The organism is Pseudomonas sp. LBUM1674 (assembly GCF_059695635.1).
In genome coordinates, this window is the sequence record NZ_CP166779.1 from 4774594 (window position 1) to 4797129 (window position 22536).

The 22536-nt window shown below is 60.4% G+C and carries 25 protein-coding genes; 9 read left to right on the plus strand and 16 right to left on the minus strand.

Annotation, left to right across the window (positions count from 1 at the left end):
• Positions 1 to 137 precede the first annotated feature (137 nt).
• Together ACA067_RS22000 and ACA067_RS22005 are read right to left on the minus strand one after the other, a co-directional pair.
• A complete protein-coding gene (locus ACA067_RS22000; protein WP_497458475.1) occupies positions 138 to 593 on the minus strand; it encodes a GNAT family N-acetyltransferase in 456 nt (151 codons plus the stop codon).
• 184 nt (positions 594 to 777) lie between these two features.
• Positions 778 to 1110 carry a DUF6124 family protein gene (locus ACA067_RS22005; protein ID WP_497458476.1) on the minus strand — a complete coding sequence of 111 codons (333 nt, stop codon included), beginning with the start codon at positions 1108 to 1110 and terminating at the stop codon, positions 778 to 780.
• A 448-nt stretch (positions 1111 to 1558) separates the two neighbouring features.
• Between ACA067_RS22005 and ACA067_RS22010 the strand changes: the two genes are divergently transcribed.
• The 3 genes from ACA067_RS22010 to ACA067_RS22020 all read left to right on the plus strand — a co-directional run bounded on the left by ACA067_RS22010 (position 1559) and on the right by ACA067_RS22020 (position 2762).
• The gene (locus tag ACA067_RS22010; protein ID WP_338919733.1) at positions 1559 to 1801 is read left to right on the plus strand and encodes a CopG family ribbon-helix-helix protein; all 243 of its coding nucleotides are present in this window, start codon (positions 1559 to 1561) and stop codon (positions 1799 to 1801) included.
• A gap of 103 nt (positions 1802 to 1904) precedes the next feature.
• Positions 1905 to 2387 (plus strand): HIT family protein, encoded by a 483-nt coding sequence (locus ACA067_RS22015; RefSeq protein WP_497458477.1) that lies wholly within the window; start codon positions 1905 to 1907, stop codon positions 2385 to 2387.
• A gap of 60 nt (positions 2388 to 2447) precedes the next feature.
• Complete coding sequence (locus ACA067_RS22020; RefSeq protein ID WP_497458478.1) at positions 2448 to 2762, plus strand: NIPSNAP family protein; 315 nt, start codon at positions 2448 to 2450, stop codon at positions 2760 to 2762.
• A gap of 47 nt (positions 2763 to 2809) precedes the next feature.
• Here ACA067_RS22020 and ACA067_RS22025 read toward each other — a convergent pair whose 3' ends face one another.
• Genes ACA067_RS22025 through ACA067_RS22035 form a run of 3 tightly spaced genes read right to left on the minus strand, consistent with a single transcriptional unit; the run spans position 2810 to position 6355 of the window.
• Positions 2810 to 4042 (minus strand): nucleoside permease, encoded by a 1233-nt coding sequence (locus ACA067_RS22025; RefSeq protein WP_497458479.1) that lies wholly within the window; start codon positions 4040 to 4042, stop codon positions 2810 to 2812.
• Positions 4043 to 4088: 46 nt separating this feature from the next.
• A complete protein-coding gene (locus ACA067_RS22030; protein ID WP_497458480.1) occupies positions 4089 to 5192 on the minus strand; it encodes a sugar phosphate isomerase/epimerase family protein in 1104 nt (367 codons plus the stop codon).
• The gene (locus ACA067_RS22035; RefSeq protein WP_497458481.1) at positions 5189 to 6355 is read right to left on the minus strand and encodes a Gfo/Idh/MocA family protein; all 1167 of its coding nucleotides are present in this window, start codon (positions 6353 to 6355) and stop codon (positions 5189 to 5191) included. Before ACA067_RS22035 ends, ACA067_RS22030 begins: the two co-directional genes overlap by 4 nt.
• Before the next feature lie 197 nt (positions 6356 to 6552).
• Between ACA067_RS22035 and ACA067_RS22040 the strand changes: the two genes are divergently transcribed.
• Positions 6553 to 7560: a LacI family DNA-binding transcriptional regulator gene (locus tag ACA067_RS22040; RefSeq protein ID WP_497458482.1), complete on the plus strand. Its 1008-nt coding sequence runs from the start codon at positions 6553 to 6555 to the stop codon at positions 7558 to 7560.
• 1 nt (position 7561) lies between these two features.
• Here the strand turns inward: ACA067_RS22040 and ACA067_RS22045 are convergent, their stop codons facing one another.
• The 8 genes from ACA067_RS22045 to ggt form a co-directional block, all read right to left on the minus strand.
• On the minus strand, positions 7562 to 8020 hold the full coding sequence (locus tag ACA067_RS22045; RefSeq protein WP_497458483.1) for a GNAT family N-acetyltransferase: 459 nt from the start codon (positions 8018 to 8020) through the stop codon (positions 7562 to 7564).
• A gap of 282 nt (positions 8021 to 8302) precedes the next feature.
• Positions 8303 to 9706 carry a purine-cytosine permease family protein gene (locus ACA067_RS22050; protein WP_497458484.1) on the minus strand — a complete coding sequence of 468 codons (1404 nt, stop codon included), beginning with the start codon at positions 9704 to 9706 and terminating at the stop codon, positions 8303 to 8305.
• A gap of 50 nt (positions 9707 to 9756) precedes the next feature.
• Positions 9757 to 10497, minus strand: coding sequence for a TorF family putative porin (locus tag ACA067_RS22055; protein WP_497458485.1), 741 nt, complete (start codon positions 10495 to 10497; stop codon positions 9757 to 9759).
• A gap of 114 nt (positions 10498 to 10611) precedes the next feature.
• Positions 10612 to 12354 (minus strand): amidohydrolase, encoded by a 1743-nt coding sequence (locus ACA067_RS22060; protein ID WP_497458486.1) that lies wholly within the window; start codon positions 12352 to 12354, stop codon positions 10612 to 10614.
• Between the two features lie 18 nt (positions 12355 to 12372).
• Positions 12373 to 14241 (minus strand): amidohydrolase, encoded by a 1869-nt coding sequence (locus tag ACA067_RS22065; RefSeq protein ID WP_497458487.1) that lies wholly within the window; start codon positions 14239 to 14241, stop codon positions 12373 to 12375.
• A gap of 160 nt (positions 14242 to 14401) precedes the next feature.
• Positions 14402 to 15424: a helix-turn-helix transcriptional regulator gene (locus ACA067_RS22070; RefSeq protein ID WP_497458488.1), complete on the minus strand. Its 1023-nt coding sequence runs from the start codon at positions 15422 to 15424 to the stop codon at positions 14402 to 14404.
• Positions 15425 to 15563: 139 nt separating this feature from the next.
• Entirely contained in the window at positions 15564 to 16136 is a 573-nt protein-coding gene (locus ACA067_RS22075) for a cysteine hydrolase family protein (protein WP_497458489.1), read from the minus strand.
• A 69-nt stretch (positions 16137 to 16205) separates the two neighbouring features.
• Complete coding sequence (gene ggt / locus ACA067_RS22080) at positions 16206 to 17933, minus strand: gamma-glutamyltransferase (protein ID WP_497458490.1); 1728 nt, start codon at positions 17931 to 17933, stop codon at positions 16206 to 16208.
• 153 nt (positions 17934 to 18086) lie between these two features.
• On the opposite strand from ggt, the gene ACA067_RS22085 reads away from it, so the two are divergent.
• Positions 18087 to 18599 carry a methylated-DNA--[protein]-cysteine S-methyltransferase gene (locus ACA067_RS22085; protein WP_497458491.1) on the plus strand — a complete coding sequence of 171 codons (513 nt, stop codon included), beginning with the start codon at positions 18087 to 18089 and terminating at the stop codon, positions 18597 to 18599.
• 215 nt (positions 18600 to 18814) lie between these two features.
• Here ACA067_RS22085 and ACA067_RS22090 read toward each other — a convergent pair whose 3' ends face one another.
• Both ACA067_RS22090 and ACA067_RS22095 read right to left on the minus strand, forming a co-directional pair.
• A complete protein-coding gene (locus ACA067_RS22090; RefSeq protein WP_497458492.1) occupies positions 18815 to 19408 on the minus strand; it encodes an NUDIX domain-containing protein in 594 nt (197 codons plus the stop codon).
• Between the two features lie 53 nt (positions 19409 to 19461).
• Complete coding sequence (locus ACA067_RS22095) at positions 19462 to 19899, minus strand: hemerythrin domain-containing protein (RefSeq protein ID WP_497458493.1); 438 nt, start codon at positions 19897 to 19899, stop codon at positions 19462 to 19464.
• 150 nt (positions 19900 to 20049) lie between these two features.
• Here ACA067_RS22095 and ACA067_RS22100 point away from each other — a divergent pair, with 150 nt between their 5' ends.
• Complete coding sequence (locus tag ACA067_RS22100) at positions 20050 to 20481, plus strand: GNAT family N-acetyltransferase (RefSeq protein ID WP_497458494.1); 432 nt, start codon at positions 20050 to 20052, stop codon at positions 20479 to 20481.
• A 32-nt stretch (positions 20482 to 20513) separates the two neighbouring features.
• Here the strand turns inward: ACA067_RS22100 and ACA067_RS22105 are convergent, their stop codons facing one another.
• Positions 20514 to 20864, minus strand: coding sequence for a hypothetical protein (locus ACA067_RS22105; RefSeq protein ID WP_497458495.1), 351 nt, complete (start codon positions 20862 to 20864; stop codon positions 20514 to 20516).
• Between the two features lie 149 nt (positions 20865 to 21013).
• On the opposite strand from ACA067_RS22105, the gene ACA067_RS22110 reads away from it, so the two are divergent.
• The 3 genes from ACA067_RS22110 to ACA067_RS22120 are packed head-to-tail and all read left to right on the plus strand — an operon-like array spanning position 21014 to position 22345.
• The gene (locus ACA067_RS22110; RefSeq protein WP_064678716.1) at positions 21014 to 21262 is read left to right on the plus strand and encodes a hypothetical protein; all 249 of its coding nucleotides are present in this window, start codon (positions 21014 to 21016) and stop codon (positions 21260 to 21262) included.
• A 20-nt stretch (positions 21263 to 21282) separates the two neighbouring features.
• Positions 21283 to 21612 (plus strand): DUF6388 family protein, encoded by a 330-nt coding sequence (locus ACA067_RS22115; protein WP_497458496.1) that lies wholly within the window; start codon positions 21283 to 21285, stop codon positions 21610 to 21612.
• A gap of 28 nt (positions 21613 to 21640) precedes the next feature.
• Positions 21641 to 22345: a YoaK family protein gene (locus ACA067_RS22120; protein ID WP_497458497.1), complete on the plus strand. Its 705-nt coding sequence runs from the start codon at positions 21641 to 21643 to the stop codon at positions 22343 to 22345.
• Positions 22346 to 22536: the final 191 nt, after the last annotated feature.

The following is a 22536-nucleotide window of genomic DNA, read 5'->3' on the forward strand; positions in this document are numbered from 1 at the left end:
AAAGCGAGGCGGCCTGCCAGCCGACCTGGCTCCACATAAATGCATTACCCTGTAGGAGCTGTCGAGCGAAGCGAGGCTGCGATCTTTTGATCTTGACGTTGACGTTGACGTTGTCGTTACTATTGCCGTTTCACCCGCTAAGGCGCTACCTGTCTCTGCATGACGATGGTGCGCTCGGCCCCGTGAAATTCATCCCGCACTTTTCGAAAACCCAGCCTGGCATAAAAGCCCTCTGCGGTGATTGAAGACGGTACGTGCAGAACAGCAAGGCCCAGTTCAAGGGCAGCCGAATGAATCACGTCCATAAGCTTCCGACCAATTCCGGCGCCCTGGTATTGCGGGTCGACAAAGACGCTTCGTACAACGTCCCCATCCAGGCTGGCGGTCGCGACGACACGTTGATCGAGGGACGCCACATAAACCCGGCGCTGCGTCATCAACTGACTGATCCCCTGCGCAGAGAAGCCCTGCTCCACTCGCGCGATGACATCGGCCGGATAATCCTGCGCATTGGACTCACGTAGCGCGCTGATCACCACGTGACTGATCGCTGCTGCGTCCCCGGTTGTTGCGAGACGAACCTGACAATCCATTTTGCGTTCCCTCGCTACTGTGATCATCCAATCGTAAACGCATAAAAGATCTTGGGATACGCTGATCCGATCATTTCATTTCCGCCCGGAATCCATCACCGGACGCTCTGCATCCGCATGGGACACGGAGAGTGCCGGGTTGCATTCCCATGCGGACGGTTCGACATGGGAATGACCATGTGGGTCAATCCTGTGGATCGACGTTATCCAGTGCCTGATTCACCGCCAGTTCGGCCAGCATGATGACCTGCTGGATGCCCAGCATCGTGTTGCGCTGCGACCCTTCCAGGAACGCCGCGAAATCACTGGCCATGACACTGGCGGAGGCCAGGGATTCACAGGCGTGAGCCAACAGGGTTTCGGTGTTGATGCCGGGGGCGATGACGAACATCGTGCTGGGTTTGTGCGGTGGGATGGCGATTTTGAGGTTTCGGTGAGTGTGCTGAGGGTGGCTGGCACGGTCGGCAGATTCGCTTGCGTCTGCTGACTCGGGAGGGCTGGGAGTTGATCTGATCACAGTGAAGCTCCTTGATTGATGGAGCGGCTACGGTTCGCTGCGAAACGAAAGGTGGCAGCTGTACGCAGGTTCGCAGACCGGGAATCAAGGAACCCGGCAGACCCGAAGATCTCCCGCGCACAGCCGCCATAACGCATTGCAGTAGACGAAAAAAGCGCCACTGAATGGAAACGGTGGCGCTGAGCGCCTTGATTGACCCGGGCTGCGAAACCCGATCGCTGATTTTCAGCAACCCGCAGACGATAGAAGGCAGGCTCAAGGCGCACAAGTCGGCGGATTCTGTCTTAGGCGTAGGCATCTACGCAAGACGATGTAGCCTCCTGCCTACAACTCAGAAAGTTCCTACAGCCGTCCTTTCAATCTGATCGTTCCCACGCTCCGGCCTGCTAATTCACGTGAACGCTTGACGGTGTAAGATGCCCAACAAACGCTCACCATCGAGGCTGTCATGACCGGTATATCCCTGCACCTGCCGGAAGACCTTTCGAACGCTCTCGCCGATCTGGCCAAGACGAATGGCCAAAGTGTGAGCTACTTGGCGATGGACGTTCTTCGCGACTACATCGAGCATGAGAGGACGCTGACCGCACAGATCGAATTGGCGGTAGAGGAAGCCGATCAAGGTAAATTCGCCACCGACGACCAGGTTGCGGCCATGCGCGCCCGCCGCTGGAGCAGGAATGCGGGTTGAGTGGCTGGAAAAAGCCCTAAGAATCTGGAAGACGAAGCCAGCTAAATTGCCAAGACTTTCCTAACCGCTTCGTGAGCAACCGATTCACCATGGACACCCACACATGGAAGTAGCCCCCCGGTTCATCATTCATGAAACCGCCCATTGGATACTCAATCACCACATGTCGTCCGCGCTTCCCGGCTATCTGATGCTCGGCTCAAGGACGCACGTCAGCTCGCTGGCAGAACTGCCCGACGGTGCGCTGGCGGAACTGGGTGGTCTGCTCGCCAAGGTTCAGAAAACCATTGAATCGCAGTTGAAGCCGAAGTGGCTCTACATCAGTCGATTCGGCCATGACCCCGGTTATCCCATCCATTTCCACTTCATCCCGGTGTATCACTGGGTCGAAGATCTGTTCTGGAAGGATACGAGATACAGGCTGCTGGAGACCTTCGCGACAACCGAAAACGCAACGTCGCTTACTGACGGAGCGGAATTGACGCTGTTCATCTGGCGCGAATTCGGGGAAAGCCCTGAGCCACCCCCCATTCAAGGGCCTTCAACCGATCAAGTCATGGATCTGCTACGCAGGTCGTTCAGATAGGACAGCACGGCTGTCGCATCGGGTCGAAATCAGCATCACCCAACCAAGAGGTAGAAAAAAGTGGTCACTTGTTATCTCAGATACGTACTGGATCCCTACCAGATCAAAGCATTCGAACACTACGCGACGCTGTGGATTCCACTGGTTGAAAAATTCGGTGGTCAGCATCACGGCTACTTCCTGCCGTCCGAGGGCGCCAATAACATCGCCATGGCGATGTTCAGCTTCCCGAGCCTTTCGGCGTACGAGCAGTATCGGCAAGACTCCATGAACGATCCGGACTGCATCGCGGCGTTCAAGTATGCAGAGGACACAAAATGCATCCTCAGCTACGAGCGGTCTTTTTTCCGGCCGGTGTTTGGCAATCAGTCGTAGAGGTCAGCGGCATGGCAACGGGCGCCTTTCGGGCGCCCGTTCTGGCTTCAGGCACTCGATTTCATGGCCTGGGTTTGCCGGCCGTTGAAGGCCAACGAGAAGCAGAAAAAGATCGCCAGCGCAAAACCCGCCGGGAACAACCAGATGCTTTTCCAATCGTGGCTGTCCGCCGTCGCATAGTGATCGGTCACCTGCCCCGCCACCCAGAATCCAATGAGCATGCCCAGGCCATAGGTCGCCAGCGTGATCAATCCTTGCGCTGAGCTTCTAAAGCGCTCCGAGGCTTTTGCATCGGTGTAGATCTGCCCCGACACAAAGAAGAAGTCATAACAGATGCCGTGCAGCGCGATGCCGGTGAACAGCATGAAGGCCAGGTCGCCGTTGTTGCCGTAGGCGAACAACAGGTAGCGCAAGGCCCACGCCAGCATCCCCACCAGCAACGCAAGCTTGATCCCGAAACGCTGGATGAACAGTGGCAGGAGCAGCATGAACAGCACTTCGGACACCTGCCCGATGGCCATCTTCGCCGTGGGATTGGTGACACCGATTTCAGCCAGGAACGGGTTGGCATTCTGATAATAGAAAGCCAGGGGAATGCAGATCAGGATCGAGGCGATGAAAAACACCAGGTAGCTGCGATCCTTGAACAAGCCCAAGGCATCCAGCCCGAGCATTTGCTTGAGGCCGCCACTGCCGGGCTCACGCGGCAGCGGTGCGGTACGGGGCAAGGTGAAGCTGTAAAGGCCCAGCGCGAGGGACGCGATGGCGGACATCAGGAAGGTGTTGCGCAAGCCGCCGGACGAGATCGCCTGTTGCGAGTCCCAGGCAAACACAAAGCTGATCACCACGCCCGCGACAATCCAGCCGAGGGTGCCCCACACCCGGATTCGCGAGAACTCCAGCGCCGGGTCGCGCATCTGCCGGAAGGCCACCGAGTTGACCAGGGCCAGGGTCGGCATGTAGATCATCATGTAGGCCAGCACGTACGGATAGAAGGTGCTGAAGTCTGCAGCTTTATAGAGCTGAAACAGCAACACGGCGCCGACCAGATGCAACACCGCGAGGATGCGCTCGGCATTGAAGTAGCGGTCGGCGATCAGCCCGATGACAAAAGGCGCGATGATCGCGCCCCAGGATTGCGTGGAGAACGCCATGCCGATCTGCCCGCCGCTGGCGCCCAGGTTGCTGGAGAGGAAAGTGCCGAGGGTGACGAACCAGCCACCCCAGATAAAAAACTGCAGGAACATCATTGCGCTCAATCGCGCACTCATCGTGGTCATGAACTGTCACCTTGTTGTTTTTATTGTCTGGAAAAAATCGGCAGTTTCAGGCGTCGGGCAACCCCAGCAGCCGTCGATTGAAACGCTCGTCGGACGCCACGCTGGCGAAGTCGTCAAAGGCCTTCCGGGTCTTGTTGATCATGTGCTCGCGGATGAACGCCGCCCCTTCTGCGGCGCCCTGCTCCGAGTCTTTCAGGCAACACTCCCACTCCAGCACGGCCCAACCGGCAAAGTCGTACTGGGCCAGCTTGCTGAAAATCGATTTGAAATCGATCTGGCCATCCCCCAACGAACGGAACCGACCCGGGCGATCCACCCAATTCTGGTAGCCGCCGTAGACGCCGGAACGGGCATCGGGGCGGAATTCGGCGTCCTTGACGTGGAACATGCGGATGCGCTCGTGATAGCGGTCGATGAACCCCAGGTAGTCCATTTGCTGCAACAGCAGGTGACTCGGGTCGTAGAGGATCGTGGCGCGCGGATGGTGATCGACGGCCTCCAGGAAGCGCTCGAACGAGGCGCCGTCGTGCAGGTCTTCGCCGGGGTGGATTTCATAGCAGAGGTCGACGCCGGCCTCCTCGAAGCAATCGAGGATCGGCCGCCAGCGCTGGCCCAGTTCGGCAAACCCCTGCTCGACCAGACCGCTCGGACGTTGTGGCCATGGGTAGATGTAGGGCCACAACAGCGCGCCGGAGAAGGTCGCGTGGGCTTTCAACCCCAGGCGCTGGCTGGCGCGGGCCGCCAGTTTCAACTGGTCGATGGCCCATTCGGTCCGCGCCTGGGGCTGGCCGCGCAGATGCGCGGGGGCGAAGTCGTCGAACAAGGCATCGAACGCCGGATGCACGGCCACCAACTGGCCTTGCAGGTGAGTCGACAACTCACTGATTTCGACGCCTGCCTCGGCGCAGACGGCGTTCAACTCGTCGCAATAACTCTGACTTTCCGCGGCACGGGCCAGGTCTATGTATTGCGTGCCCAGGGTGGGTAGCTGAATGGCCTTGTAGCCCTGGGACGCCGCCCAGCGGGCAATGTTGGCCAGGGTATCGAAGGGCGCTTCGGCGGACATGAATTGCGCGAGGAAAATCCCCGGGCCGCGCAGGCCGGTCGGTGCTTGGGAGGTAGGGTTCACGGGTGGGTTCTCCAGGTTCATGGATGGCAGACCAGGGCGGTCCACTTCGCGTCGCCGCGATGGTTGGCGATCGCCGCTTCGATGAAGGCCATGCCGCGCAGCCCGACGTCGATGCCCGGCACGCCGGGGGCGTCGTGGCCTTCGCCCTTGTTGCGGATCGCGCTGGCGAAGTCGCCGTAGAGGTTGGCCATGGCTTCCAGATAACCTTCGGGGTGCCCGGCAGGCAACCGCATGCGCTTGGTCGCGGCCTCACACAACCAGGGCTGGCCGACACCGGAGCGCAGGATGCGCATCGGTTGATCGAGGGAGCGATGGATCAGGCTCGACGGTTCTTCCTGACGCCATTCCAGCCCGCCTTTGTCGCCGTAGACGCGGATCTTCAGCGGGTTTTCTTCACCGGCGCAGACCTGGCTGGCGATCAACACCCCGGTCGCGCCGGCCGCCATCTTGAACAGCATCGCCGCGTCATCGTCCAGTTGCCGCCCGGCAATGTGCACGCCCAGGGTCGCGCAGATCTGCTCGATGGGCTGATCCGCAACGAATTCGGCCAGGGAAAAGGCATGGGTGCCGATATCGCCAATGCAGCCACCCAGCCCTGACTGCTCGGGCTGGTCGCGCCAGCCGGCCTGCTTGTTGCCCTGCCCGGCCACATCCCGGCTCAACCAGCCCTGGGGGTATTCGACCATGACCTTGCGCACGGCGCCGATCACACCGGTGCGCACCATCTTGCGGGCCTGCCAGACCATCGGATAACCCAGGTAGGTGTGCGCCAGCCCATAGAGGCGGTCGCTGTTTTTGAGCACGGCTTTGAGCGCCAGCAGCTCGGACAGATTGAGCGCCGCGGGTTTCTCGCTGAACACATGAAAACCCGCGCTCAGCGCCTGGCTGGCGATCGGCGCGTGCAAATGATTGGGGGTGACGATGACCAGCAGCTCCATGCGCTGGTCTGCGGGCAGTGCGCGTTCGGCCTCCAGCATGTGCTGCCAGTCGTTGTAGCAGCGTGAGGCGGGCAAGCCCAAGGCGGCACCGCTGTCCTGATTGTTGCGCGCGTCTCGACTGAAGGCGCCGCACACCAGCTCAAAACTTCCATCGAGGCCGGCAGCCTGGCGGTGGGCCTTGCCGATGAAGGCGCCCTCGCCGCCCCCGACGAAGCCCATTCTTATTTTTGGCGTGACCACATTCATCGCGAATTTCTCTTGTTCGGGGCAGGTTCAGACTCAGGATTGACTATGATGTAACCGGTTACATCATGCCGGAAATTTAGGCTCAGTTGCCTGAGGTGTCAAACCCGGATTAGAAACGAAGGTCATTTCAACGCACGACCTGCCTGCGGTAAGCTCGCCGGCCGCGCTGACATTTGCCGTTTCGTAACGAGGTTGTCTTGTCCAATATCCGTGAAGTTGCCCGCCTGGCCGGCGTCTCGGTGGCTACCGTGTCCAGAACGCTGAAGTCGCCGGAACGCGTACTCCCCGAAACCCGGGACAAGGTCAACGCGGCAGTGGAACAGGCCGGCTACCGGCCGAACCTGATGGCCGTGCAATTTCGTTCGCGCAGAACCGGCAACCTGGTGATTCTGGTCCCGGCCATCGCCAACACGTTTTTCGCCCGGGTCATCAGCGGTGCCCAGCAGGCTGCCCAGGCGGCCGGTTACCGCCTGCTGCTGTGCGACACCCAGGGCCGCGAGGAAGTCGAACGGGAATTCGCCGCGCTGGTGCATGCCCATCAGGCCGACGGCGTGATCCAGTTGCGCGCCTACGACCCTTTCGAGTCGCCCTCGCCCAACGGCGAGTCACCGCCCATGGTCAACGCCTGTGAGGTGATTCAGGGCGGACGTCATCCCACCATCAGCCTGGATAACCGTGCAGCCGCCAAGGCCATGACCGAGCATCTGATCGATCTGGGCCACCGCCGGATCGGGCTGGTCAAAGGTCCGAAAAGCAGCCCGCTGACCCGCGATCGGGTGGCCGGCTATCACGATGCGCTGAACCAGGCCGGGATTGCCAGCGACCCGGCGCTGGTCTGCCACGGCGATTTCACCTTGACCGCCGGTTTCGATGGGGCGGGCGCGATGCTGGAACTGGCCGAGCGCCCCACTGCCCTGTTCTGCGAAAACGATGAAATGGCGATCGGTGCGTTGAAGCGCATCAAACAACAGGGGTTGCGGGTGCCCGAGGATATTTCCCTGGTGGGGTTCGACGACATTCCCTTCGCCGCCTACTGTGACCCGCCGTTGACGACCATCGCGCAACCGGCCGAAATCTTTGGCCAGAAAGCCGTGGAGATGCTGATCGCACTCATCGAGAAAAAACCCATCCCGCAGCGGCATGTGGTGCTGCCGTTCGAGTTGACCCTGCGCGACAGCACTGCGGTGCTCAAGAGCGACGCTTGATTCAGCCCTGTTTCAGATCAAGGCAATAGGTGTAGTAACCCGTATCGCGCACATAACCCAGCGACTCATATAAGCGTTGCGCCCCGTGGTTGTCCGTGGCCGTCTCCAGCACCAGGCCTTTGGCGCCGGTCAACAGTGCAAAGGTTCGGGCGGTGTTCATCAGCAAGGTCCCGACTCCGCGACCTCGGGCTGCCGGGGTGGTGAAGAGATCGCTGAGCAGCCAGGTGCGGTGGGCGTCGATGGAGGAAAACGTCGGGTACAACTGAACGAACCCCAGCGCTTCACCCGTGTCGTCCTCGACGAAGAAAATCACGGATTCGTCCCGGGCGATGCGCTCGGCGATGAAATCGCGGGACTGTGTGAGGTTCGGCGGCTGGCCGTAGAAGCCGCGATAGGCGTCGAAGAGGCTGGCGATTTTGTCGAGGTGGGATGGGGCGGCGCGCAGGGGCTGGAGTGCCATGTTGATCGTCTCCGAACGGATAGATTTGATCAGCGGGAAAGGGAAATGTAGATCAAAAGATCGCAGCCTGCGGCAGCTCCTACAGGGGGCGCGTGTATTGGTCGTTCCCAATCAGATCGGAAGAACACCTGCGCTTGAAGGATAGGTCGGCTGTCAGGCCGTCTTCGCGAGCAGGCTCGCTCCCACATAAAGCGCCTCCGGTTCTATGCGCGATAGCGTGACGTCGAAGACGGGGCGTTCCCTCCCGGCTGATCTTTCGGGCTCACCCAGAATTCCGGACATTCAGCTCCGCTCAGAAACCACCGCCGGCACTGATCCCCTGGCCAGCCCGTAATAAAGCATCCCCGGCACCACCAACCCCACGATCCAGGAAATATCGACACCGCCGAGCTGCGCCACCATCGGCCCCGAGTAGAATTTGGTGTCGACAAAAGGCAGCTGGACCAACACCCCGATCGCATACACGCTGATGCCCAACAGGTTCCAGCGTCCGTAGCGACCGGCCGGGTCGGATAACGCCGCAATGTCGTAGCGCTCCTTGTTGATGAAGTAGTAATCCACCAGGTTGATCGCGCTCCAGGGCGTGAAGAACGTCAGCAGGAACAGGATGAAATACTTGAAGGTGTTCAGGAACGAATGCTGCCCCAGCAGCGCCAGCGTGGTGGACGCCGCGACAATCACCAGCACGAACAGCATGCGCTGCCGGGCAGTAATTTCGAGACGGCTGCGAAAGCCACTGATGATGGTCGCCACGCACATGAAGCTGCCGTAGGCGTTGAGGGTGGACACCGTAACCTTGCCGAACACCACGCTCAGGTACAGCAGCGAGGCCATGACGCCGGTACTGCCCAAACCGACGATGGTCGCGACTTCATGCCCGCGAAAATTCGCGCCGGCCAACGCGGCGGCAAACACTCCCAGCACCATTGAGGCCTGGGCACCGAGCACCGTGCCAAGGCCGACGGCGGTGAAGGTCTTCCAGGACGCGGTCTTGCTCGGCAGGTAGCGCGAGTAGTCGGCCACGTAGGGACCAAAGGCGATCTGCCAGGACGCGGACAGGGATACCGCCAGCAGGAAGGTACTCCAGCCGAAGTGGCGGTTTTCCAGCAACAGGCCGATATCATTGAGCGTCATCAACCGGGTAAACAGATACACAAAGGCGATGATCCCCAGCACGCTGGCCACCTTGCCGACCAGGTGGATGACCCGATAGCCGAAGATGGTCAGAAAGGCGATGCAGGAGGCAAAAATCAGGATGCCGACGCTGTCGCTGACATCGATCAACTGGGCAATGGCCTGCCCCGACAGTACCGCGCCGGTGGCGCTGAAACCAAGGTACATCAGGCACACCAGCACGATCGGGATCGCTGCCCCATAGACGCCGAACTGCACGCGACTGGAAATCATCTGCGGCAGCCCGAGCTTGGGCCCTTGCGCCGCGTGCAGCGCAACCACCGCGCCGCCGAGCAGTTGGCCGATCAGCAAACCGATCAGCGACCAGAACACATCGCCGCCCAGCACCACGGCCAGGGCACCGGTGACAATCGCCGTGATCTGCAGGTTGGCGCCAAGCCACAGGGTGAATTGGCTGTAGAGGCTGCCATGACGCTCGGCCTCGGGAATGAAATCGATCGAACGGGTCTCGATCAGGGGACTTCGTTGCGGACTATCGCTGACCTTGGTCATTGCGCTGTTTTCCTTTGAGGAGCTTGTTTTTATTGTGTGGGCTTGCAGGCTTAGAACGTCTTGCTGGCACTGGCGACCACCGTCGCCGTGCACAGATCGCCGTAGCCATACCACCCCGCGCATTCACTTTTCGACAGGTCGGTATCGATGTAGCTCAGACCCCAGGTCACGCCCACGAAATCACGGCTCAGTTTGGCTTCCCACTCGTAATAGGTATCGCGGCTATCGCCGTTGGTGGTCCAGTACGCCGGGTCTTTGACATCGCCGCGCCCGATGCGCAAGTCCAGGCCCAGCTCGGCCGGCAAGGCGATCTGGTAGCTGAGGTAGGTGTAAAGGGTGTCCTGGTCTTCGCCAAAGACGTTCGGCGTATCGTTTGAGTAGTTGGCGCCAAGCTTCACGCCATACACGTCAAGAATGGCGTAGACCTCACTCAGGTTGAATTGGCCCTCCTTGGGATAGTCGTACTTGATGTACCCCAGGTCGAGACTGATGGCCTCGGTCGCCTGCCAGTAATAGCCGGCGTAGTACTCGAGTTCCTGCCGGGTCTTGAACTCGCCGCCGAAATCGACATTCGACGTCCAGGCGCCCATGTACAGGCCGCTGCTGTGCACCAGCGTGGCGCTGGCCTGTGCCGCCGGATCACCCAGGGTTTGCGAAATGCCCCGAGTGCGGTAGTCGCTGAATACACCCAATGTCATGTCCAGGTTGAAGTCGTCATTGAGGGTCAGTGCCTGGGTCGTCAGGGGCGCCAATACAAGACTGGCCAGGGTCAATACTGCGCGTGCGTTCATACAAATCTCTTATTTTTATGGAGGTGCGGGGAATGTCGGGCATGGCGAAGCCGAGCCCCTCGCCATGCGAGGAGCCGGTCATCTTTTTTTTCGGTGCTGCGGCTGGGGTATTCGTCAGGACGCGGGGGAGTAAACCTCTTTGCCGGCGAAGTAGGTCTTCAGGACTTTGGTGTCGAACAGTTCGTCATCGCTGACCTTGAACACATCGCGGTCGAGAATGATCAGATCAGCCTGCTTGCCGGGTGCCAACGAGCCGATCTGCTGCTCCAGGCGCAGGGCTTTGGCGGCATTCAAGGTGTAGGCGTAGAACATGCTCTGGCGATCGATGCTTTCCTTGGCATTGAGCACACCCAGCGGCCCTTTGCGCGTGCTGGCCTGAGCGATGGCATTCCACGGGTTGGGGCTGGACACCGGCCAGTCACTGCCGCCGGCGATGACGGCGCCGGCGTTATGCAGGGACCTGGCGGGGTACTGGTAACCGTAGGCAAACGCGCTGATATAGGGTTTGACGAGTTCGACGGTGTAGCTCTCGCCGGTGGCCCAGAGCAACTGCATGGAGGCGATCACGCCCAGCTGCTTGAAGCGCGCGAACTCTTTGGGGTTGACCAGTTGCAGGTGGCTGATGCTATGGGCCACCGGGGTCGGATTGAGTTTGCGCGCATAGGCAATACCATTGAGTGACTCACGGACCGCGCGGTCGCCGACCGCATGCATGTGCACGATCCAGTCGCGCTTCTCCGCCGCCACCACCAATTCACCGAAGTGCGTGGGATCGATCAGCAGTTGACCGTTTTTCTGGCTGTTGTTGAAGGGAACGATGACCGCTGCCGTCTGCCCTGGGAACTCGAGAACGCCGTCGGCGAATACCTTGATGCCCGGAAAGCTCAGGTTGGGTACGCCCTCGAATGTCTTCATCACCTTGGCCAGCACTTCCAGGTCGGCCGGTCGGCTTTTTGGATTGGCCAGCAACAGCGCGGCAACGTGGGCGCTGAGTTCACCCTTCTGGGCCAGTTCGCGATACAGCGGCAACACACCGTAGCTCTGCTCGGTGGCCTGGAAATCGAACAGCGAGTCGCCACTGCCGGCATTCGCCGCCGCGTCCATCCAGGCGGTGACGCCATTTTGATTGTTGACCTTCACCGCCTCGCGGGCGGCTTTCAACATGATCTCCTCGCTGGGCGCGGGGATCTGACTGCGTACCTGGTCCCAGCGAGACTCGGCAAAATAGCCATTGGGGGTGAAGTCCGCGTCGTGACCGACAAAGCTGCGATCCTGTTCCGACAGACCTTTGACCAGTGCCGCGTCGATCTTCAGGCGCTTGAGCATGGCGTTGTTGGCCCATCCGGTATGCCCGTCAATCCCGCTGAGGACCACCGGTTGTTCCGCCCAGCGCCCTTGATTGAAACGCTGGCCGAGTTCACGGCTTTTGTCCCAATAGGCCGAACTTACCCCGGCAATGCTGATCACGTCACCGGCACGCGCAACGCCCGCCTGATCCTGTTCGATGATCCACTGCTCAAGTTCCGGCAACGGCTTGACTTCATCCAGCAGGTTGGCGCCCATGCTGTTGAAGGCCGCCACCACCGGGTGACTGTGGGTATCGATCATTCCCGGCATCAGCACCTTGCCTGCCAGATCGATGCGTTGCGTGTGGCCATCGGCCAGGGCGTTGATCTGGGCATTACTGCCCGCTTTGAGAATTTTGCCGTCTTGCACGGCCACCGCCTGGACCAGTCCCTGACCGGGTTCGGCGGTGAATACCTTGCCGTTGAACAACACCAGGTCAGCGGCGGCCATGGCCTGCACCGAAGACAAAGCCAGGGCTGCGGCCAACAGGTTGGGAATAAATCGTTGCATCGGAACACTCTCTTGTTGTTATTGGGCTGGGCGGGAGGCTGATGCCTGGGACAACACCTGCGGATCAAGGCCAACGAACGGCGCCTTGGCCCACACGACCTTGCCGCCTACCACTGTCAGCAGCACGTCGTTGCGGGCCAGCGCCTCCTCGGGGACCTGCATGAAGTTCTTGTCCAGGACGATCAGGTCGGCGAACTTGCCCACCTCGACCGAGCCGACGACAGCGTCCAGTTTCAGCTGCTCGGCGGCGTTGATGGTGATGGTGCGCAGCACTTCAGTGCGCGACAGGGCCGGGGCGGCATTCAGCCTGCCCGCGTACTTGGGGCCGTAGCTGTGCGGGTTCAGCGGATCGCCTGAGCGGGTGACACCGATCTTCAGCGCCAGGAATTCGTCGAGCGGGTCGACGGGCCAGTCGCTGCCATACGCCACACGGCCGCCGGCACGAGCGATGCTGCCGGAGGGTTCCATGCGGGCAAAACGCGCAGGCCCCAGATGCTCGTTGGTACCGTCGACCGTAGAAGGTGCCTGCTGGGCCCATTGGAAGGACATGTTGGCGGTCACGTCGAGCGCCTTGAAGCGCGCATAGTCGGCAGGGTCCACCGACTCGTTGTGAGTAATGGCTGGGCGAAAGCCATTGCCAGGCAGTTGCTGGCGCACGTATTCGATGCTGTTCAGCGAATCACGCACCGCCCGATCTCCGGTGGCATGCAGGTGCGGGTCGAGGCCGGCCTGGACTGCCTTCAGCAGCAGCGGATTGAGCACTTGCGGCGGGAAGTAAAGCTCACCGGTGTTCTTGCCGGGAGTCCACTTCGGCGCGGTATCGGTGCCGGCATTGCGCAGGTACGGCGCCAACATTGCACCGGTGTCGGCCGGCGCGTTGATGATGCCATCCATGAACAATTTGACGTGGCGCATGCTCACACCGGGCGCGGCTTTGGCTTCGCCCTGGTCGTAGGTAGTGGCCAATGCCTTGGCCTCGGCGATGGTTTTCGCCGGGTCTGCAGCGGCCGCCGCCGGGTCCAGTTTGATCGCCAACAACGCCCGGGCAGTCAGCTCACCCGACTGTTGCAGGGTAGTAAAAGCTTTGCCGTTTTCCGGCCCCGACAAGGCATCGAAGAAACTGGTGATGCCTTGCTGGCGCATGGCATCGAGCGCCGCGCGGGTCTGATTGAGTTTCTCTGTGTCGGTGGCGGGCGGCACCACGGCGGCCATGGCATCGGCAGCACCGTCTTCGCAGATGCCGGTCGGGTTGCCGGCGCTGTCGCGCACGTACTTGCCGTCACCGGGATTGGCCGTGTGCTTGTTGATGCCAGCCACTTCCAGACCGCGAGAGTTGGTCAGCACGGTATGGAAATCAGTGGAGCGGACCTGAATCGGGCGGTTGGTCTTGAGCGCGTCCAGCGTCGATTTGTCCGGGTCACCGTCAAGTCCGTCCATGCCCATGCGATCCCAGCTGCCCACTTCCAGCCAGACATCGGGGCCTTTGCCCTGGTCGGCATCCAGGCATGCCTGAATGGTCTCCTGGAAAACCTTGCGGGTCATCGTCTGGTATTTCAGGTCGCACAAGGTCATGGCGCGACCGCCGTCCCCCGGATGCATGTGCGCATCGATGAAGCCCGGCATCAGCATGCGGCCCGCCAGATCGATCAGCTGCGTCTGTTTGCCGATGTAAGAGGAAACCCCTGCATCACTGCCGACATAAACGATCTTCCCGCCCGTGACGGCGATCGCCTGCTGCACCGAATTCTTGCCGTCGACGGTGTAGACATAACCGTTGCGCAGCACCATATCGGCGCCTGTCGAACCCTGGGTCTGACACCCCACCAGCGCCATGCTGGAAACTGCCGTGGTCGTGGCAACGGCGATAAATAGCCTGGAAAATTTCAACTGCCTCACCTCTGTTTTTATAGTTGTGGAAGTGGCCCGAGCACGCTGCCGTGCAACCCCTGAATGCCAGGCACACCTTATAGAGGGCAGCACAAATCCGGACCTCCACAAATGAGGAGGGGTAAGGCAGTTTTCAGGTAAAAAATCAGTGGCGCCGCGCCTATTCCCGACGTGCGGCCTCTGCGGGCGAGGGTGGCGAGCGCAAGGCAGAACCGAGTTCCACCTTGCTTTTGACGCCGAGCTGCAGATAGCAGTTGCGCAGATAAGTGCGCACGGTGGCAGGACTCAACGCCAGGATCCTGGCAATTTCCTTGTAGGAATGACCGGCGGCGAACAGCATGGCGGCGGTCCGTTCCCGGGGTGCAAGCGCCGCCCCGCGCGACAGTGTCTCCAGCGACAGAATGACATGCTCGGCATTGGGACTCAGGGTCAGTGCACAACGGCCCAGGCGCATCACGCAGGGTGCCTTCGGCAATTGCGCGATCACCTGCGAAGGCAGCATCGAGCCGCTCCAGCCGGGCAACTCACGCTGAATGGCAGCGCACAGCCTGGCCCCCACGTAGAGCAGGCTGCCATCCATGCGCGCAACGCCGAAGTCGGTTGCACCGTTGCCCGTGTCGAACCGGATCATGTCCTGGACCTGAAATCGCCACAGCTGCAACAGGTGATCGCAGAAGGCCGAAAACAAGCCGGCCTCACTGTCGTTGAACGCCGGTGCCTGAAGGCCACGGTAGAGGCAGACGAAGAACATCAAGCCGCTCTCGGGCAACTCGAACGTGATGCACATCAAGTGGTAGAGATCATGGCGCCGGGCAAAGTCGTTCACTGCCTCGCAGGGGTCGGTGAACCCACTGTCGCGCACGACCTCACCGGGCTGGCTCAGCGTGTCATGGGAAAACCTGTCGCTGACCGCCACCTTGTGCCATTCGACGGCAAACGACTCGGGCAGATTGATTCGCCCGTGCATCCAGCTTTGCGGGGGCGCACTGGCGTCGGACGTCGACATCTCGCCCCACCATGCCGAAGCGAAGGGCACCAACTGAGCAAATGCCTGCAAGCCATCCGCAATGAATTGGGAGGCACCGCGATCCCGGGCAAGGCGCCCCAGGTGAAGCACACACTGATTGAACGCTTTCAGCGTTGCCATCGACGTCCCGACGCCGACCTCATCACCCTCCTCCATCGTTCTGTTCCCGTTTGCTCATTGGCCTGGGATGCGACCATGCCATGACGCACTAATCGCGTCCAGCCGCCGCGGCCGTTGTCCCCCCTGCCCCCTCCTTCATCCGTTACCCGACCGAACGACTCAACCGTAGATCGGGTCAGTGCATTCCTGACCGGGTTGATCGAGACTTTCGGTTCCTGATGCGTATTTCGCTGGTCGGGATCACATCGATCCGGGACACCGGACTGGTCAGGCGTGCGAGGCGGGTATTGTGCTCGGCAATGATGTCATCGGCGGCCATATTGTCGGTGTCGACTGTGGAATGGGCGTCCGCGGCGAGCACTACGTCATAGCCCAGTTTCAGGGCCTGGCGCACGGTGGCATTGACGCAATAGTCGGTTTGCAGGCCGCAGATGATCAGGCGCTCGACGTCCCGCTGTTGCAGCATTTGCAGCAGGCGTGTCTGGTAAAAAGAATCCCGGCTGTTTTTTCGTACACGCAGGTCGTGGGGCGAGGTTTCCAGGCTATCGGCCAGCTGCCAGCCTTCGCCACCCTGCTGTAGCAGACTGCCCTTTTCCTCATGTTGAATCAGGATGACCGGGATGCCTGCTACGCGTGCCCTGGCGCTCAGGCCGTTGATGAGATCGATGACACGCTTGATCTCGAAGCATTCGTACTCGCCGACGCAGAGCAAACGTTGGACGTCGATGATCAGCAGTGCAGTGGTCATGGTGACTTCCTTGAAATCTCAGTGGTTCAGGGGACAGAAAAACAGGTCCGTCCCCTTTTAAAACGACCTTCAGTAACCGAGCGACAACCCGGTATTGCGTCGTGGATCGTTCGCCCCGTAGAAACGGTTCTTGCCCACCGGCTTGCCTTCCAGCGAAGGCGCGCCGACCAGGATCGCCGCCAGGTGGTTGGGGTCCTGGGGACCGGCAAACTTGTGGCCCCAACTTTCCAGCATCTTCACCGTATCCGGGCTGGTGGTGAAGGTTTCCAGGTTGGTCTCTTCCGGCAACCATTGCTGGTGGAAACGCGGGGCGTCGACCGCTTCCTGGATGTTCATGCCGTAGTCGATCACGTTAAGCATGGTCAGCAGGGTCGCGGTGATGATGCGGCTGCCGCCGGGAGTGCCGACGACCATGACCACTTTGCCGTCCTTGGTGACGATGGTCGGGCTCATGGACGACAGCGGTGCCTTGCCGGGCGCGATGGCGTTGGCCTCCCCTTGCACCAGGCCGTACATGTTCGGCACGCCGATTTTCGAGGTGAAGTCGTCCATTTCGTCGTTGAGGATGACGCCAGTCTTGCTGGCCATGACGCCGGCACCGAACCAGTCGTTGAGGGTGTAGGTTACCGAGACGGCATTGCCCCACTTGTCGACGATGGAGTAATGGGTGGTGTTGCTGCCTTCGTGGGGCGCTACGCCGGGTTTGAGCTCGCGGGACACGCCGGCCTTTTGCGGATTGATGGCGGCGCGGATTTTGGTCGCGTAGTTTTTATCCAGCAGATGGGCGATCGGGTTTTTCACGAAGTCCGGGTCGCCGAGGTAGCTGTTGCGATCCACGTAGGCGTGACGCATCGCTTCGATCTGGTAGTGCATGCCCTGGGCCGAGTGATAGCCCAGGTCTTTCATCGGATAACCTTCGAGAATGTTCATGATCTCGCAGATCACCACCCCACCGGAGCTTGGCGGTGGCGCCGAAACCACGTGGTAGCCGCGGTAATCGCATTCGATCGGCGCCAGCTCGCGGGTCTTGTACTTGTCGAGGTCGGCCTGGGCGATGATGCCCTTGTTGGCCTGGCTGGAGGTGACGATGGCGTCGGCGACCCAGCCTTTATAGAAACCGTCAGCCCCCTTCTCGGAGATTTCCCGCAGGGTCTTGCCCAGGTCCTTCTGCACCAGCCTCTGCCCGACCTGCATCGGTTCGCCATTGCTCAGGAAGATCGAGCCGGAATCCTTCATGTCCTTCTTGAACACGTCAGTGGCGTATTCCAGCAATTCGACATCGCCTTGCTCCAGCACAAAACCGTCTTCGGCGAGCTTGATTGCCGGGGCGATCACTTCCTTGCGCGGTTTGGTGCCGTACTTCTGCAGGGCCAGTTCCATGCCGGACACGGTGCCCGGCACGCCGACGGCCAGGTGACCTCGGGTGCTGAGGTCGGGGACGACATTGCCTTCCTTGTCGAGGTACATGTCGGCGGTGGCAGCCAGCGGCGCTTTTTCACGGAAATCGAGGAAGGTCTTGCGCCCGTCCGCCAGTTGAATGGTCATGAAACCACCACCGCCCAGGTTGCCCGCCGCGGGGTATACCACCGCCAGCGCATAACCCACCGCGACCGCGGCGTCGACGGCGTTGCCACCGTTCTTGAGCACATCGACGCCCACATGGCTGGCCAGATGCTGGGCGGTGACCACCATGCCGTTTTCGGCCGCAACCGGGGCCACGGAGGCGGCGTGGGCCATCAGGCAGCTTAGCGCTAACGAGGTCGCAATGAGCGATTTGGCAAAAGGTTCGAACTTCATGAGTCGGTCTCTTTTGGTTTTTTGGCTCTGTGAAAAAACAGAGGAAAAGTTTCAAGAACAGTAGGCAAGTATGGCTGGGATTGCGCATTGCGCCTCCCTGTCGAGGCAGTATGCTTGGCCCCCCTGATCGGCACTTCTGCGGAGTCTGCCTGCATGACCTACACCTGCATGACCATGGCGTCGCCGGTTGGCGAGCTGAAGCTGGTAGCGAACGGTTCGCGACTGGCGGCCATCCTCTGGGAAAACGACAAGCCGAACCGGGTGTTGCTGGGGCCGATGAGCGAAGCCCCGGACAACCCGATCCTCGTGCGCACCGCACGACAGCTGAAGGAATACTTCGCCGGCACACGCGACCGTTTCGAGCTGGAGCTGGATTTTGTCGGGACGGAATTTCAGAAAAAGGTGTGGGCGGCGCTGCTAACCATTCCGTTTGGTGAGACTCGCAGCTACAGCCAGATTGCCGCGCAGATCGGCAATCCAAGTGCGGTTCGGGCTGTGGGTGCGGCGAATGGCAAGAATCCGATTTCGATTGTGGCGCCCTGCCACCGGGTGATTGGCGCGTCGGGGAAACTCACCGGGTTTGCCGGTGGGCTTGAGGCCAAGGAATGGTTGTTGACGCTTGAGGGCGGGCAATGGGGTGGAACCGGACGACTGGAAGGCTTTTGATCCTGCTTTTGATCCTGTAGGAGCTGCCGCAGGCTGCGATCTTTTGATCTTAAGCGTCTGCAAGGGCACCAAAGATCAAGATCAAAAGATCGCAGCCTGCGGCAGCTCCTACAGGGATCGTGTACACCCGTTTGATTTCCGAGGGAATGCGTACACCCGTTAGATTTCCGTAGGGGATGCGTACACCCGTTTGATTTCCGTAGAGTGAACGTGGCTCAACCCGTCGTGAAGATGTTTTTCATCGCCGCATACTGCAACAGCATGATGGTCTTCGCATCGCAGATCTCCCCGCGATCGAATGCTGCAAGCGCATCCTCGAACGACCACTCCAGCACTTCCAGTTCCTCGGTCTCCTCCTCCAGCCCGCCACCCTCGCTGACTTTCGATGAAGCGTCGTACTCGGCGATGAAGAAGTGCAGCTTTTCCGTCACCGAACCGGGGCTCATGTAAGCCTCGAACACCTTCTGCACATGGTGCACGCGATAGCCGGTTTCCTCTTCTGCTTCATCGCGGATGCGCGCTTCAGGCGCCGCGCCTTCAAGCAACCCGGCCGCCACTTCGATCAACAGCCCGTCGTGGTCGTTGACGAATACCGGCAGGCGGAACTGCCGGGTCAGCACCACGGTGTTCTTTTCCCGGTTGAACAGCAGGATCGCCGCGCCATTGCCACGGTCGTAGACCTCGCGGGTCTGGCGTTGCCATTCGCCGTTGTTGCGTTGGTAATCGAAGGTGATTTTCTTCAGCAGGTACCAGTCGTGGGACAACACCTTGGATTCGATGATGTTGACCCGCTCGGCTGTGTTCGACATGACTACGCTATCCCTTTTTCGTCAGAAGGCGGCCATGTTAGACGAAAACACGCTCAAGAAAGCTGGGCCTTGTACTCCTTCACGTATTGCCCGGCCAGGGTCTCTTTCTGTTTGTCGTCGAGCAGCTTGCCGGCCATCTGGAAGAACTTCTGCTCTTCCTCCTTCAGGTGGTGATGCACCTTTTCGCACAGCTTCTTCGCGGTCGCCAGCCAGGCCGGGCTGGACATCTCGGTCTCATCCAGCGCTTCCATCATTTCATCCATCTCGTGATGTTCGGCGATCCCATGGCGGCTGAGGTCGACGCCGTTGTCGAACTCCATCAGCGGGATGTAGAAATGCCGCTCTTCAGCGGTTTCGTGGGCTTGAAGTTCCGACTTGAGCTGCTTGTAGGCCTCGACCCGCTCCGGGGTGTCGCCGCTGGTCTGGATCAGCGCATCGGCGTAGGTGCGTTGGCGGTCATGGCTTTCGCGCAAGGCTTCAAAAATATTCACGGGTTGTCCTCATGGGCTGCGCTCTGGAATGACGCTGTCTAGGTTAGACAGCTGCGCGCTTATGACGGTTCCACTTGAGGGCTGGAACAGCGACCGGGTGCCGCGATAGGCTTGGGACTGTTTTTCACCCTGGCCATAAGGAAGTAGCTGATGAACCTGCGGATCGAACAGTCGCAAAACCCAACGGATGAAGAGGAGCAGGCGATCGTCCTGCCGTTGCGCGCCTACAACGCCTCCAAAGCCGGTGTCACTGTCGCGGAGCCGATCGCCTTGCTGATCCGCGACGAACACGACGAGATTCTCGGCGGCCTGTATGGTCGGTTTTTTTATAGATGGTTGTATGTCGAGTTGCTGTCGGTACCGGAACAGGCCCGGGGACAGGGCATCGGTTCGAAGCTGATGCAGATGGCCGAAGACCTGGCGCGGGAGAAGGATTGCATCGGGGTCTGGCTCGACACCTTCGACTTCCAGGCGCCGGCGTTCTACAGGAAGCTGGGCTACAGCGAGTTGGGGCAGATCGCTGACTACCCGCCGGGGCATAAGCGCTTCTTTTTTCAGAAGCGCCTGATCAACAACGTCTGACCCCTGTAGGAGGGGGAAACGCTGCCGTCAGGTCAGAGGCAGGTCGCCAACGCCGCCAACCGGCGTTTGGCGACAAAATCATCCTTCTGCGCGTAGTAGCTCAACAGTGTTCCCGAGGCATCGGTGGTCACATCCACGAAGGATTCCGCCGAGCGCGTGTAAACCGTGGACCCGCCCTTCTTGCCCGGCTGCAGATACGCACTGGCATCGACCCCGAACACCGCCTCGTCCTGCCAGGAAAACTGAACGCACTGGGCGACGAGTTTTTCCGGTTTGTTCGAGGTCAGGGTTTTGTACGGGGTTCCAGTACGCGCATCGTTCATCGCCGAGCCCGCGCATCCCGCCAGCAAGGTTACGGCCAGCGCTACCATCAGAATTCGCATTGCGTTCGCTCATCAAGAAAAAGCGGACTGTATCACCGTGGCACGGCGTATCGTTCTGCTTTACTTCATTTATACCGCGACACCGCGTGACGATTCGCGCACCCTGTCGCGCCATTAACGCTGCATCGCGCATTTTTCTGGAACGACCCATGACACCCAACGCCGAATACTACAAACCGACCGCTGAATACGCCGACAAACTGATCAGCCAGATCGGTCAGACACCTTCCTGGATCGCCAAGCGCATCGGCGTCACCGACAAGCGGATTCGTTACATCCTTGATGGCGAACGTACCGTCAAAGGTGAAACCACCCCGATCCAGATGACGTACCCCGAGCAGTTTGCCCTCGAGTGCCTGGCCGCTGCGGCCAAAGCCAGCAAGAAGCAGTCTGCGTAATCCATTTTCAAGGAGCGACCATGGCGGCAACCGAACAGCAACACGAGCAGGCGCTGAAGAGGTTTCTCGATGAGCGCCCTGAGCTGCGCGCCGAACTCGACAACCTCAACCCGCTGCTGGCCCAAGCCAAAGGCGAAACCCAGGCGCAGTACCGCGACGACCGCCTGCATGAAGCCTTCGAGGCCGAAGCCGAGCGCCTCGGGCTGTTTGCCTGGGAGCTGACGTTGCAGTTGACCGCCGCGTCGGCGCAGGACTATGAGACCCAACGCATGGAAGTCCACAAGGAAGTGGCCGAGATGGCCGGTATGGACTGGCTGGAGTATTGCGAGTTATATGGATTAGGCAAGTAACCGTCGCCGCTCAAGGATTTATCTAACGATGCTGCCCTCGTCCTCCAGCACCCACGCCAGTCCGGGCCATCTGCATATCCAGAAATGGCGCGGACGCATCGGCCTGTCGCTGGTGGCCGCACTCTCGGTACTGGCCGGCATGACCGATGCCATCGGCTTCATGGCCAGCGGCGATTTCGTTTCATTCATGAGCGGCAACACCACCCGTCTCGCCGTGGCCATCAGCGACGGCGACATGGGCCTGACTCTGCGCCTGATGATCCTCGTGGCCACGTTCATCATCGGCAACGCCCTGGGCATCGTCGTCAGCCGTCTTGGCGGCCGGCGGGCGCTGCCCTTGCTGCTCTGCATCGCCACCCTGCTCTGCGGTGCCGCTGCCTGGCCTTATGACGAACAACTGCCGGCGTTGCTGGCGGCGATCATCGCCATGGGCATGCTCAATGCCGCGGTGGAAGAAGTGAATGGCCTGCCGGTCGGCCTGACCTACGTCACCGGCGCCCTGTCGCGCTTCGGTCGCGGCCTGGGGCGCTGGATGCTCGGCGAACGGCGCAACGGCTGGCGAGTGCAGTTGATTCCCTGGGCCGGGATGTTTGCCGGCGCGGTGCTCGGTGCGGTGCTGGAGCATCATCTTGGGCTCAGGGCGCTGTTTGTCAGCGGGTTGCTGGCGGGAGGGATCGGGTTGCTGTCGTTGAAGATTCCGCGGCGTTGGCAGTTGGGGTATATGCCGCGTTGAATCTTGTATTGACTGTAAGGGCCTCATCGCGGGCAAGCCCGCTCCCACAGGGGTTTGTGTGATGTCAAAGATTCCAGCTTCACCAAATAACCTGTGGGAGCGGGCTTGCCCGCGATGGGGCCCTTACAGACAACATCGATTTAGCCGACCCGCCGATAAAGCTTTATCATGACCGCAGTTTTGCTGATCGA